This window comes from Chloroflexota bacterium (genome assembly GCA_014360905.1).
GTDB lineage: Bacteria > Chloroflexota > Anaerolineae > UBA2200 > UBA2200 > JACIWX01.
This window is the reverse complement of the sequence record JACIWW010000040.1, coordinates 1-14,470: the sequence shown is the minus strand read 5'-3', so window position 1 is coordinate 14,470 and position 14,470 is coordinate 1. Positions and strand designations below refer to the sequence as shown.

Genomic DNA, 14,470 nt, shown 5'->3' with positions numbered 1-14,470 from the left:
TCGGATTGGCTCCGCCCGCTGCTGGCGTGGGTTTGTAGTGAGCGCTTCAGCGCTCGGATTGCCTCACCCCCGGCCTGGCGTGGGTTTGTAGTGAGCGCTTCAGCGCTCGGATTGCCTCACCCCCGGCCCCCTCTCCTACGCTGCAAGAGAGGGGCTTTTGGCGTGGACTGTTGTCCACGCCGAGCAGATGCCAGGGATTGAAATCCCTGGCTCAAAATGAAAAGCCCCTTTCAGGGGCTTCTCACATTCGGGGAATTCATGCCCTGGCTATGCTGGCTGGGCATGGGAGCCCAGCCTGCTGCTCTGCAGTGATTCGTTTATTCGTTTTCTCATTCGTTGATGGCATGCCCGCTCCAGGCGGACAACAGTCCGCCGTTATCCTTGGCGTGGGCAACAGCCCACGCCGAACCTACGAGCACTAACAGGTTCTAAGGGCGCTTTGACCCAATTGGCAAAGTGCAGTACAATATGAGCAGGCGTGGACTACGCTTTGTACGGTGAGCAAGTCGGATAGACGTGTGCGTGTCGTGATGCGCGACCTCCGACGCGGAAAGTCCGGTTACAAGTACTTGGTGTGGTCCTCCAGGTACCGTAACCGGGCTTTTTGGTGCCCAAGCGTAGTACAAGAGGAGAGATAGCGTTTGGAGCTCATGGGCAGGGTGGTCAAAGCGCTGCCCATGCGGCTAAAGTAGGCGTCAATGGAATTGCGCCTCTGCTGAACGATACAGTCAAAGTGGAACTGAGGAAAGAAAATGGCACGTGAATTCACGGTGGGGCAAAAAGTGGTGCATCCTTGGTACGGAGCGGGCACTGTTGTAGATGTGCGCATAGGCAGCAAGGGTGAGGAGCACGAGCGGTACTACGTGATTAACATCCCGAGCACCGAGCTGACCGTGCATGTGCCGGTGGAGGCTGCGCAGGAAGCAGGGCTGCGCCAGCCGGCCAGCGTGAACACCATGAACCACGCTCTCGACGTCCTGGGCACGCAACCAGCCGAGTTGCCCAAGGACTATCGCGAGCGACACGCCTTGATTGTCGAAGCCATGCAGAGCGGTGAGGTGACCTCACTGGCTCAGATCATCCGCGATCTATCCGCACTGCAAGCGAAGAAACCCCTCTCGGTCTTGGAATCGAGTCTGCTCACCAAGGCCAAACGGCAACTGGCTGGCGAACTGGCGCTGGTAGCCGATCAGGAGATACCCGAAGCGATGCGACGCATAGAGGATGCGCTGCGCCCCAAGAGCTAAGCCAGCAGACCTGACAAGTGTAGGGTTTGAGTCCTCATCCCGGTCCCCCTCCTACGGAGTGGGAGGAAAGATTTTCCCTCCGCGTGCTCTGCAGTAAGGAGACGTTACTTCTGGCGCGCGGTGAGGGAGGTGGCGAGGTCGCGCAGGGCGGTGGCGGCTGGCTCCTGTGCGCCAGCGGCATCGAGTGCCACGAGGGCACTTGCCTCGTAGGTGGCAGCCTGTTGCTGTACATAATCACGAGCGCCGGCACGGTCGAGCAGGGACACGGCGTGAGCGATGTCTGCCTCGCTCAGGCGACTTTTGCGGTACAGGATAGCCAGCTTTGCTCCTACCTCTGGGGAGCGCAAAGCAAAGAGAATGGGCAGGGTGATCTTGCGGTTGCGGATGTCATCCGCCGCGGACTTGCCTGTGGTGGTAGGGTCGCCCCAGATGCCCAGGATATCGTCCACCATCTGAAATGCCATGCCCACATGCCAGCCAAAAAGGCGGTAGTGTTCCACTCGTTCGCCCGCTTCGGCGATCAAGGCGCCCAGTTGGGTGCTGGCTGCGATGAGGGCAGCGGTCTTGCCCGCGATCATGCGCAGATAGGACTCTTCCGTCACGTTCAGGTGCCCTGCGTAAGCCATGTCCAGGTATTGCCCGTGACATAACTCCAGACAAGTCTGATGCAGGATTTCCATAGCGGCCAGTGCGATGTGGGGCGCCGTTCCCATATTGCTCAGGCGATCCAGAGCGCGATGCGCCAAGGCGAACAACGCATCGCCAGCGTTGATGCCGTGAGCCAGTCCCCATACCGACCACACGGTAGGACGTCCACGACGGGTGGTGCTGTTGTCCTCGATGTCGTCATGGATGAGGGAAAAATTGTGGATGAGTTCCACGGCCGCTGCGGCGGGCAAGGCGCGGTGCCAATCTGTGCCGGCAGATTCGCAGGCAAGCAAGCAGAGCAAGGGGCGGATGCGTTTTCCGCCGTATCCTGCAACGGGAGCAAGATTCTCGTCGAGCCAGCCCAGGTGGTAGGACATCATCTGGTAGAAATGAGCCAGGTTCTCGCTCGGCGCAGCCACTACTTGGCGCAATTCTTCTTCTATGGCAGTCAGATAGGGTTGAAAGGCGATGCCCATCATTCATCCACCGGGTAGTGATCGAGGGAGGTTCTCTGCATGAGAGGCGCCGTCTTCAATGCAGGGATGTCGCGCAGCCCGGCAGCGAACATAGCCACGCGCAGGCTGGTGATGAGCACCTGCAATTCGTCCTGGACGGTTTGGGCGGAGATGCAGGCTGGTTCGAGCAAGCGACGCGCCATGCCCACCAGGTCGGCGCCCAGAGCCAGAGCGACGGCGATGTCGAGCCCATTCCAGATGCCGCCGCTGGCGATGAGCGGCAAGTTGGGCAGCGCGCAACGCACCTGTCGGATTGCTTCAGCGGTGGGGATGCCCCAGCGGGCAAAAGCAGCAGCAACGCGGAATTGCAGGTCGGTCTGGGCACGGTGTTGCTCCACCTGGCTCCAAGCAGTGCCCCCGGCGCCAGCTACGTCAATGGCTGCCACGCCAGCCGCGGCAAGTTGCCGCGCCACCGCCTCGGATATGCCATGGCCCACCTCTTTGACCACCACCGGCACGCCCAGGTCGCGGCAAATGAGGGCGATCTTGTCCAACAAACGCGCAAAGTTGGTATTGCCCTCTGGCTGAAGCGCCTCTTGCAGCGGGTTGAGGTGCAGCATCAGCGCATCGGCTTGGATCATGTCCACCGCACGACGACATTCGTCCAGCCCATAGCCATAGTTCAACTGCACCGCGCCCAGATTGGCGAAGAGCAGGATGTGGGGCGCCACCTTGCGTACCTGGTAGGTGGAAGCAAGGCGCGGCTTTTCGATGGCGGCGCGCTGCGAGCCAACGCTCATGGCAATGCCCAAGGCCTCTGCTGCTTCCGCCAGATTGCAGTTGATCTGACGTGCGATGGACGTGCCGCCGGTCATGGCGGAGATGAGCAGAGGGGCTTGCAGCGTTTTGCCCAGGAATTGCGTGCGCAGGTCAATCTCGTCGAGGTTGAGTTCGGGCAAGGCGCAGTGGACTAGTTGGTAGCGTTCCAAGCCGGTGGTAATGTCATAGACGCGAACGTCTTCTTCCAGACAGATGCGCAAGTGGTCGCGCTTGCGCTTGGCATGCGAATTGCTCATGTGTGGCTCCGTAACACTTTGCTCAAAATGGTGTTATTGTTATACAATAAGATAGCAGGGATGGCAAATTGGGTGTGCGCTTGTGCCAGCAGATCGTTACCAGGTCATACTCTGCTCGGCGTGGGCAACAGTCCACGCCAGGGATGGCAGCGTACTGTTGTCCGCATGGAGCGGGGCAGGGGAATGAGCAGCAGGCTGGGCTTCCACGCCCAGCCTGCATAGCCGGGGAATGAATTCCCCGGCTGAATGTGGTCAAGCCCCTTCAGGGGCTTGTTTTAGCAGGGATTTCAATCACTGGCATCTGTTCCGCACGGGCAACACCCCACGTTCATCCCTCTCCTACTCCATAGGAGATGGGTAGTAATAGGGCGATGCAGCAGTTGACTAGGTGGGGCAAAGTGGATATACTCTGGTGCATGGTGGGCGTGGCGCAGCGAGCGCACACCTGGCAAATGCACCATGTAACCACATAGCGAACTTATACTTCTCAGAAAGGAGCGCAAGAGATGACGGTTTTCGAACGTGTCAAGAAGATCATTGTCGAGCAGTTGGGAGTGGACGAGTCCAAGGTGGTGCCAGAAGCTCGCTTCCGCGAGGATTTGGGCGCGGATTCGCTGGACCTGGTCGAACTCATCATGGCTTTTGAGGAGGAATTCGGCGGCACGATTTCCGACGAGGAAGCACAGCAGATCAAGACCGTGGGTGAGGCGGTCGCCTATCTGGAAGCGCACGGCCTGAAGTAGTGGGAATCCTCCCATGGGCGTAAGCGATGATCCTGTGGGAGGATTTGCTTATTTGGAAATTGCAAGACCTGGGTGGACATCGAGCAGAAGAGGAAACCCAGCAAAAAGGTCACGTTGCGCGCCCTGCGTGTGTTGAAGAAGATTAGTGGTTGACGTTAGAAGCGAGATGTAACGCATGGCATATTGTAGGGGCGAAAGACCTTGCCAATCTGTTGGTTGAGGATGGCACAAGGGTAGGAGGCAACCCATTACGCCCCTGCGGTGTGCACCACGATGGAGGTGGGTCGGTTTGATTTCCGTTGATGTGCGGCGCTGTGCCTATTGCGGCTCCTGCGTCAGCGTGTGCCCGGTCAATGCGCTGGACCTGCAGGAGACGCGGCTGGTTGTCACGGAGGACTGCATCGAGTGCAACCTCTGCCTATCGGCTTGCCCCATGGGCGCGCTGCTGCCAGCAGGTGAGCAACCTCAGCCATATTCGGAGCTCAAAGATCGCTACGATGTGGTGGTCATAGGAGCGGGACCAGCGGGTGCGGTGGCGGCGTGGGAAGCGGCGAAGCAGGGGCTGGCGGTGCTGCTCCTGGAGAAGCGGCAGGAAATCGGCTCGCCGGTGCGCTGTGCGGAGGGCATTGCCCATCAGGCGCTGAGCGAATTCATTGCCCCAGATGAACGATGGATCAGCGCGCGGATATGCAAAGCGCACATTGTGTTGGTCGAGGATGGGCAGGAGTGTGTCTGGGAGTCGGAAGCGTTGCCCGAAGGAAGCGCATCTGCCGGCGTGGGCTACGTGCTGGAGCGGCGCGTGTTCGACCGCGTGTTGGCGGAGAGAGCGGCGCAGGCAGGGGCACGGGTGCTGGTCAAGACGGCGGCGACGGGACTATTGCGCGAGGGAGAAGCGGTCGTTGGCGTGCGCGCACAAGGGCCATGGGGACAGCGCGACATCGCTGCACGTGTGGTGATTGGCGCCGATGGCGTCGAGTCCCGCGTTGGAGTGTGGGCTGGGTTGGACACGACTCTGCTGCGCCAAGACCTGATGACCTGCGCGCAGTTCCTGCTGGCAGGCATCGAAGTTGATCCGCAGTGCACGTATTATTATTTAGATCGCCAGAACGCACCAGGCGGCTATGTCTGGATTTTCCCCAAGGGCGAGGGGCGTGCCAACGTGGGGCTGGGTATCCAGGCTGACCTGGCCACGGTGTCGCCGGTGGAAGCGCTGACGCGCTTTGTCGAGCGCCACCCTTTCTTGGCAAAGGGCAGCATCGTGACCCTGGTCGTCGGCGGGGTGCCGGTTGGCTTGCCCCCATCGCCCATGGTGGCGGATGGGCTGATGCTGGTGGGCGATGCGGCACGGCAGGTGGATCCGCTGACCGGCGGTGGGATTGCCAATGGCATGGCGGCGGGACGCCTGGCAGCAAAGGTGGCGGCTGAGGCGATCGCGGCAGGCGATGTATCGCGGCAGAGGCTCAGCCGTTACGAGCAGGAGTGGGCAGCGGGCATCGGGCGAGAGATAGCGCGCAATTACCGTTTGCGGGCGCGTTTCCCGCCCGAGCAGCGCGTTGGCGAGCGTTTTCTGCACCTTTTTGCCCTGAGCATCGGTGCGGGCAAGTAAATGACGAAAGGAGCGAGAAATGGCAAAAGTTGCTGTCATCACGGATACCTGTGCTAGCCTTCCCGATGATTTCTACGAAAAGTACGAGATCGCACGGGTGCCCTATTACGTGCACATCGGGACGAAAGCCTTCCGCGACCTCATTGACATAACAAGGGACGAGTTCCTGGATTACATGCGCAAGGCGACCGAGTTGCCGAAATCAGCCAATCCAGGGCCTGCGGATTACATCGAGAAGATCAAGGCAGCTGCCCAGCGTGCCAATGATATGCTCATCGTGTGCATGACCTCCATTGGCAGCGGGGCATATCAAGCGGCGCTGGTGGCGAAGGAGATGGCGCTGAAGGAGTTGTCGAACGTGCGCATCGAGGTGGTGGATACGCGCAACGTGTCCATGGCGCATGGCTGGATGGCGCTGGAGGCGGCGCGGGCAGCGTTGGCCGGTGCGACGCTTGACGACATCCTGGCGCTCATTCAGCGCATGATTCCCGTGACACGGATGCTGCAGACGGCGGATACGCTGCGCTATCTGTACCTGGGCGGGCGCATTGGCAAAGCGAAGCACTTGGTGGGCTCGCTTCTCAATATCAAGCCATTGATCAGCATGGAGGATGGGGTGATCGTGGCGCTAGGGCAGGAACGCAGCCGTGCGGCGGCGTATCGGCGCATGGTGGAGTTGATTGCCGAGAAGGTGGGACAGGGGGGCAAGATCAAGGCGGCGATCGTGCACGCGGCGGATGAGGAGGCAGCGCAGGTGCTGCACGAATTGGTGGAGAAGAGTTTCGAGTGCGTGGAGATGCTGACCACCAGCCTCTCCTCGGCGCTGGCGGTGCATACCGGCCCGGGCACGGTGGGCGTGTGCTATTTCCCGGCGCATGTGCTGGATAAGTGAGGAGTAGGGGCGGCTTTTCTAGCCGCCTTCTCCGTGCTAGGAGACGGCGGACTATTGTCCGCCTTGGAGCGTGGCTGGGGAATGGATTCCCCAGCTGAATGTGAGAAGCCCTTGAAAGGGGCAGCAGGTTCGTAGTGCGCACTTCAGTGCAGGTTCGTAGTGCGCACTTTAGTGCGCCTGGAGCAGGTTCGTAGTGCGCACTTCAGTGCGCCTGGAGCATGGCCGGGGCGTGAATTCCCCAGCTGAATGTGAAAATCCCCTGAAAGGGGCTTTTCCCTTTTAGGCAGGGATTTCAATCCCTGGCGCGTATGAGCGCTGAAGCGCTCACTACAAACCCGCATCAGGGATGGCGGCGGACTGTTGTCAGCAGGTTCGTAGTGCGCACTTCAGTGCAGCAGGTTCGTAGTGCGCACTTCAGTGCGCCTGGAGCGTGGCTGGGGAATGAATTCCCCAGCTGAATGTGAGAAGCCCTTTTTAGGGACTTTTCCCTTTTAGGCAGGGATTTCAATCCCTGGCGCGTATGAGCGCTGAAGCGCTCACTACAAACCCGCATCAGGGATGGCGGCGGACTGTTGTCAGCAGGTTCGTAGTGCGCACTTCAGTGCGCCTGGAGCATGGCCGGGGCGTGAATTCCCCAGCTGAATGTGAGAAGCCCTTGAAAGGGGCAGCAGGTTCGTAGTGCGCACTTCAGTGCGCCTGGAGCATGGCCGGGGCGTGGATTCCCCAGCTGAATGTGAGAAGCCCTTTTTAGGGGCTTTTAGCCTCTGCTCCGCGTGGGCAATAGCCCACGCCCATCCCTCTCCTACAGCGTAGGATGGAGGGCCAGGGGTGAGGCAGCCCCATCCCAATCCCGCTATTTGACTTGAAACTATGTTGATACTATAATGCAACTATGCGGCTCCGCTCATGCCCTGCTTGTGCCGTAGCAACGCAATTTGCCGTGATGAAAATCGTTGTTGTACGTCTATTGTAACGAGGCGCTGTGTTCTCGGCAGTAAGACTTTGGCAATAGAAAGGCAATTGTGAGGAGAAGTATCTTCATCATCGCAGTTGTGCTATCTCTGCTCCTTTCTGGCGGGCGTTTTCATGCCATGGGACGCATGCCAACACCTGTCGCGAATCCCTCGGTATTGGCTGCCGCGCCCGTTGCCGCGGAGCACTGGCCTGCCCTTGCCGCAGAGCGCTCCACAACCCACTCCAACCTGCGTTCCTCAACCAACCTTGCACTGGTTGACCCCTCCCCAGGAGCAACGAGCAATGCCCAGCCTCACATCGCGCTGGATTCCTCGTTTGGGCAACTCCCACTCTATTTCATCGAGAACCGCGGCCAGGTGGATGAGCGCGTCGCCTTCTACATCCAAGGACGGGATAAGGTGCTCTATTTCACTGCGCAGGGCGTTGCCTTCGTGCTCGATGGCTCGCTGGCTTCCGCACCAACGGAGGGGGCTTGGCCATCCGCTGAGCAAGGGATCAGCGCACATCGCCCTGCCGAAGGGGAAAGCACACGCTACCAGATGGCGCTCAAGTTGGAGTTCGTGGACGCCAACCCCAACCCGCAACTCATCGGGCAGGACTTGACCCCAGCCGTCATCAGTTACTTCAAGGGAGCGCCAGAGCAGTGGAAAACCGGCTTGCGCACCTACGCCAGCATCGTTTATCGTGACCTCTGGCCGGGCATAGACCTGGTGTACTCGGGCACCGTGAACCGCCTGAAGTACACCTTCATCGTGCACCCCGGCGCAGACCCGACGCAGATTCGGCTTGCCTACCACGGTGCGACCGCGCTCGCCATTACCCCGCAAGGGCAGTTGGAAGTCTCGACGCCGCTGGGCGCCTTCCACGACGACTGTCCCACTGCCTACCAGGAGATGGATGGCCAGCGCGTGGCGGTGGACGTAGCGTACGCATTGGACGGAACACGAAATACGAAAAACGAAATACGAAAAACGGGAAACGCAACATGGAATACGCCCCTCATCTATACCTTCCATGTGGGACCCTACGACGCCAGCAAACCCTTGGTCGTTGACCCCTCCATCCTCCTCTACAGCGGCTACATCGGCGGCTCCCTGGACGAGGAAGGACGCGGCATCGTCGTGGACAGCGATTGGCACGCCTACATCGTGGGGCATACCGCATCCAGCGAAACCACCTTCCCCGAGACCGTCGGGCCGTATCTGACCCACACCGCTGGATGGGATGTCTTCGTGGCCAAGGTCAATGCCCAGGGGACGGCGCTCCTCTACTGCGGCTACATCGGTGGCAGCGGCACGGACTGGGGCTATGCCATCGACCTAGATGCCAACCGCAATGCCTATGTGGTGGGCTACACCGATTCGAGCGATTTCCCGGTCACAGTTGGTCCCGATACGACCTACAATGACTGGGGCGATGCCTTCATTGCCAAGGTCAATGCCGCAGGGACGGCGCTGGTTTACTGCGGCTACATCGGTGGCTACAGTTATGACGAGGCCTGGGGCGTGGCCGTGGATGGCAGCGGGAACGCCTATGTCGTCGGCGCCACCTATTCCGACGAGAGCACCTTCCCTGATGGGGATGGATTTGGCTCGCTGAGCGGCTTCGATACCACGCACAACGGCAGTGCCGATGCATTCATCGTCAAGGTCAACCCGGCGGGGAATGGCTTGGTCTATGCCACCTACCTGGGCGGAGATGGCTACGAGACCGGCTTGGATATCGTCGTGGACGGCAGCGGCAATGCCTACCTGTGCGGCCATACCTCCTCCAATGAGAGTACTTTTCCCGAGGTCGTCGGGCCAGACCTGACTTACAACGGTGGCACGCAGTGGGGCGATGCCTTTGTAGCCAAAATCAACCCGGCAGGCACCGCGCTCATCTACTGTGGCTACATCGGCGGAAGCCAAGACGACTCCGCCGAAGGCATCGCGATTGACAGCGCTGGCAGCGCCTACGTCGCTGGCTGGGTCAAGTCCAGCCAGACCCAGGGTTTCCCGGTAAGTGTTGGGCCGGATACCACTTACAATGGTGGTGCCAGCGATGCTTTCGTGGCCAAAGTGCAGGCTAATGGCACAGGACTGGTCTATTGCGGTTACATCGGAGGCGACGCGGCCGAAGAAGCGCGCGACATCGCGTTGGACTCTATGCGTTACGCCTACGTCGCCGGCTTCACCTACTCCACCCAGGCTACTTTCCCGGTCGTGGTCGGCCCCGATCTCACCCACAATGGTTTGATGGATGGCTTTGTGGCCAAAGTGAACCCACAGGGCACCGCTCCGCTCGTTTTCTGTGGCTATTTCGGTGGAAGCGGCTACGATGAAGCCTGGGACATTGTCCCGGATGGCTACGAAAACACCTACGTCACCGGCAGGACGACCTCGAGCGACTTTCCTGTAACGCAGGGGCCAGACCTGGACTACAACGGTGGAGAAGACGCCTTTGTGGCCAAAGTCGGCGCTTATCTGGACTGCTCCATCACCCTCAGCACGCCTCCGCAAGGCGTGTGCGCCTACTCCACCGGGCATACTGCTTCCGTGCCTTATTCTGGCCCGGGGGCAACCTATGGCTGGTACATTATGGGCAGTGGCGTCATTACTTCCTCGCTGCCCTACAGCACGACCATCGTGTGGGACGCTCTCGGCGCAGGAACGGCTACGGTGGGCATCGTCATCACTGATGTCCAAGGCTATACCTGTACGAACCAGGTGGATGTGCCCGTGTACGCTAGCCCACCGTGCACCATTACCGTCAGTGCATCTGAGGTCTGCGCTGGTTCCACGGGGCACAGTGCTTGGGTGCCAGCGGCGGGCTCGGGGGCTAGTTACACCTGGGACATCCAAGGCGGCACGATCATCTCGGGGCAGAACACCAGCGCCATCGCGTGGAATGCGGGCAGTGCGGGCACCATCACCATCACCATCCACCTGACGGATGCCTGGGGCTGCGCCTGCACAAGCGCGACAACCGTCACCGCGCGGGCTGGACCAACGGCTAACTTCCAGGCTGCACCGCAGTCCTGTTGCGTTCCCTTGACCGTGTACTTCACGGATACTTCCACCGCGGGCAGTTACCCTATCAGCAGTTGGTACTGGCAATTCGGCGATGGCGCCATCTCATCGTCTCAGCATCCCACTCATACGTTCACCACAGCGGGTTCCTACACTGTGACCTTGACCGTGACGGATACTTTTGGTTGCACCCATAGCAAGAGCGTGTCCAACTTGATCACAGCGAATGCCCCACCGGTGGCAAGTTTCAACGCCGTGCCTACCAGTGGCGATGCGCCACTGACCGTGTACTTCACGGATACTTCCACTGCCGGGAGCAATCCCATCGTGAGTTGGCACTGGCAGTTTGGCGACAACCAAATCTCCGTCACGCAAAATCCTACGCACACGTACCAGATAGAAGGCGTCTATACGGTCACATTGACCATCACGGACAGCCACGGCTGCCACGATGACGCAAGCACTGTGATCACAGTGAACCCAGCGCCGACGCCTACGCCGACCAATACGCCGACCAGCACGCCAACCGATACACCGACGCCTACGCCGACCAGCACGCCGACGAGCACGCCGACCGATACACCGACGCCTACGCCGACCAACACGCCGACCAGCACGCCAACGGATACGCCGACGCCTACGCCGACCAACACGCCGACGAGCACGCCAACGGATACGCCGACGCCTACGCCGACCAACACGCCGACCAGCACGCCAACGGACACGCCGACGCCTACGCCGACCAACACGCCGACCAGCACGCCAACGGATACGCCGACGCCTACGCCGACCAACACGCCGACCAGCACGCCAACGGATACGCCGACGCCTACGCCGACCAATACGCCGACCAGCACGCCAACGGATACGCCGATCCATACGCCCACTCATACGCCAACCTACACTTTAACGCCTACACCAACGCGAACGTTGACGCCCACGCGCACGGAGACATCCACCGTGACGCCGACGCGCACGCGTACGCCAACTGCCACTCCTACCGACACGCGCACGCTCACTGCCACGAGCAGCCCCACGCCCACGCGCACGGAGACATCCACCGTGACGCCGACGCGCACGCGTACGCCAACTGCCACTCCTACCGACACGCGCACGCCCACTGCCACGAGCAGCCCCACGCCCACGCGCACGGAGACATCCACCGTGACGCCGACGCGCACGCGTACTCCAACCGCCACGCCTACGGATACACGCACGCCCACGCCTACCGCGACCGAAACGCTCGGTCCGACACCGACCGATACACCAACTGGGGATATCCTCCTCACCGGTCTGGTTTACGATGCGGCGTTTGGCCCTTGGCATCCCATTCCAGAGGCAGTGGTGTCGGTGGAAATGTGCGTTCCGAGTTTCTTGCAGACCACGACTAATGCGGATGGACGTTACGCCCTGCTGTTACCGGTTTACTACCTGAATCTGTGCGACCATGACCAGGCCAGGCTGTACGGCTGGGCGCCAGGTTATCAGATCCGGGTGGACATCGTCCCGGTGTCCGATTTACGTACCAACCCGGTGCACGATTTTGCCATGTACCCCTTTGGCTGGCCTACGGTCACGCCGCTGCCGATTGCACGTCCGCTTTGGCTGCCCCTGGTCATGCGCAACTACACGGGGGGCTTGCCCACGCCCATGCCCACGGCGACCGCGACGCCCACTCGGACGCGCACGCCAACCGCCACGGTCATAGCGACTGTCACAGCCACGCCGCCGACAACGCCCATGCCAACGCCCACCAAAACCGCCACAGGTACCGCTACTCCTGGGGCCACGCCGCGCGAGGCGCAGTTGATCGTCAACCCAAGTTTCGAAACAGACGAGGCCTGGGAACGTCCCGATTGGCAAATTCCCGACACCGCTCATCCTGCCAACTACTCCACGCGGTATGCACATAGCGGTCTGCGCTCCATGCGCCTGGGCATCGAATCTGGCCCTCCTTATTTCAGTTTCTCTTCCGTGCAGCAAGCCGTGGAGATTCCCATTGGAGCGACGCAGGCCAACTTGTCCTTCTACTACCTCCCCTTCATGGCACGTGATGCGTACGACTCGCTTTATTTCTGCGTGCTGCGCGCCCACGACGACAGCATCCTGCAGTGTGATCTCTGGACGGATTTCAATCCCGTCTGGACCCGGCGTACTTATGACCTGCGCATCTATGCTGGCACGCGTATCAAAGTGCACTTTGGGGTCAGAAACGATGATTGGGATGGGATTTCGGCAGCGTATCTGGATGATGTAGAATTGTGGGTGCGCTGGTAGAAGAGGGATGTCATGCAAGCGATGATGCTGTTTTCCACTAAGCGCGTCGAAGATGAACCGCTGGTGCTGACCGAGATAGAGGATCCCAGCCCTGGGCCGGGGCAAATACGCTTGCAAGTGCACACCTGCGGCGTCTGTCACACCGACCTGCACACGATAGAGGGAGAACTGAAGCCCGCCAAGTTGCCCATCATCCCAGGGCACCAGATTGTGGGCGTGGTGGATGCGGTGGGGCCGGGAGTTGCTCGTTACCGCTTGGGCGACCGCGTGGGAGTGGGCTGGCTGGGCTGGAGTTGTGGGGAGTGCGCCTTCTGCCGCCGGGGCGAGGAGAACCTGTGCCCCCATGCGCGCTTCACCGGGTTGCACGTGGATGGGGGCTATGCCGGCTATGCCCTTGTTGAGGAGGGCTTTGCCTATCCCATTCCAGAACGATTCACGGATTGGGAGGCGGCGCCGTTGCTATGCGCGGGCATCATCGGCTACCGCTCCCTGCGCCTAAGCGGGATTCAGCCAGGGCAACGGTTGGGACTGTACGGCTTTGGCTCCAGCGCCCACATCGCCATCCAGGTGGCGCGCCACTGGGGCTGCGAGATCTATGTCTTCAGCCGCGGTGCGGAGCATCGGCGGCTGGCGGAGGAACTGGGCGCTGCCTGGACCGGGCAGGCGCAGGATACCCCTCCGGCACCCCTGGATGCAGGCATCACCTTCGCGCCAGCGGGGTGGATCGTGCCTCTGGCGCTGAGTTATCTGCGTCCCGGCGGCACGCTGGCCATCAACGCCATCTACATGAGCCCCATCCCCGAACTGCGCTACGAATGGATCTACGGCGAGCGTGTGCTGCGCAGCGTGGCCAACTTCACGCGCCGAGATGCTGAGGAATTCCTGCACCTGGCAGCCGAGATCCCCGTGCACACCGAGGTGGAGGTCTATCCGCTGTCGGAAGCCAACGTGGCTCTGCAGCGCCTGAAGCGGGGAGAAATACGCGGCAGTGCCGTGCTGGAAGTCGTCGCCGAGAAGCATTAGGCTTTACCACAAGGGCTACTAGTTTGTGGTGAGCGCTTCAGCGCTCATACGCGCCAGGGATTGAAATCCCTGCTTAAAAGGGAAAAGCCCCTAAAAAGGGCTTTTCACATTCGGCTGGGGAATTCACGCCCCGGCCACGCTCCAAGGCGCACTGAAGTGCGCACTACGAACCTGCTGACAACAGTCCGCCGTCTTTTGGCGGGTTTGTAGTGAGCGCTTCAGCGCTCATACGCGCCAGGGATTGAAATCCCTGCTTAAAAGGGAAAAGCCCCTAAAAGGGCTTTTCACATTCAGCTGGGGAATTCACGCCCCGTCCCTGCTCCAGGCGCACTGAAGTGCGCACTGCTCCAGGCGGACAACAGTCCGCCGTCTTTTGGCGGGTTCGTAGTGAGCGCTTCAGCGCTCATACGCGCCAGGGATTGAAATCCTTGCCTAAAAGGGAAAAGCCCCTAAAAAGGGCTTTTCACATTCAGCTGGGGAGTTCACGCCCCGGCCACACTCCAGGCGCACTGAAGTG

At 60.6% G+C, this 14,470-nt stretch carries 8 protein-coding genes; 6 read left to right on the top strand and 2 right to left on the bottom strand.

Going from position 1 to position 14,470, the window contains the following annotated elements; genetic code table 11:
* The first annotated feature begins 752 nt into the window (after positions 1 to 752).
* Positions 753 to 1,247, top strand: a complete 495-nt coding sequence (locus tag H5T67_12350) for a hypothetical protein (protein ID MBC7246095.1) — start codon at positions 753 to 755, stop codon at positions 1,245 to 1,247.
* Positions 1,248 to 1,351: 104 nt separating this feature from the next.
* On the opposite strand, the gene H5T67_12345 is transcribed toward H5T67_12350, so the two are convergent.
* Positions 1,352 to 2,374, bottom strand: coding sequence for a polyprenyl synthetase family protein (locus tag H5T67_12345; protein MBC7246094.1), 1,023 nt, complete (start codon positions 2,372 to 2,374; stop codon positions 1,352 to 1,354).
* On the bottom strand, positions 2,371 to 3,426 hold the full coding sequence (locus H5T67_12340) for a type 2 isopentenyl-diphosphate Delta-isomerase (GenBank protein ID MBC7246093.1): 1,056 nt from the start codon (positions 3,424 to 3,426) through the stop codon (positions 2,371 to 2,373). The genes H5T67_12345 and H5T67_12340 overlap by 4 nt, the downstream gene beginning before the upstream one ends.
* A gap of 506 nt (positions 3,427 to 3,932) precedes the next feature.
* On the opposite strand from H5T67_12340, the gene H5T67_12335 reads away from it, so the two are divergent.
* From H5T67_12335 to H5T67_12315, 5 genes are all read left to right on the top strand, one after another.
* Positions 3,933 to 4,169, top strand: a complete 237-nt coding sequence (locus tag H5T67_12335; GenBank protein ID MBC7246092.1) for an acyl carrier protein — start codon at positions 3,933 to 3,935, stop codon at positions 4,167 to 4,169.
* A 289-nt stretch (positions 4,170 to 4,458) separates the two neighbouring features.
* Positions 4,459 to 5,775, top strand: coding sequence for a geranylgeranyl reductase family protein (locus tag H5T67_12330; protein MBC7246091.1), 1,317 nt, complete (start codon positions 4,459 to 4,461; stop codon positions 5,773 to 5,775).
* 19 nt (positions 5,776 to 5,794) lie between these two features.
* Positions 5,795 to 6,667, top strand: a complete 873-nt coding sequence (locus tag H5T67_12325; GenBank protein ID MBC7246090.1) for a DegV family protein — start codon at positions 5,795 to 5,797, stop codon at positions 6,665 to 6,667.
* Between the two features lie 1,022 nt (positions 6,668 to 7,689).
* Entirely contained in the window at positions 7,690 to 12,930 is a 5,241-nt protein-coding gene (locus H5T67_12320; protein MBC7246089.1) for an SBBP repeat-containing protein, read from the top strand.
* A gap of 12 nt (positions 12,931 to 12,942) precedes the next feature.
* Positions 12,943 to 13,953: a zinc-dependent alcohol dehydrogenase family protein gene (locus H5T67_12315; GenBank protein ID MBC7246088.1), complete on the top strand. Its 1,011-nt coding sequence runs from the start codon at positions 12,943 to 12,945 to the stop codon at positions 13,951 to 13,953.
* Positions 13,954 to 14,470: the final 517 nt, after the last annotated feature.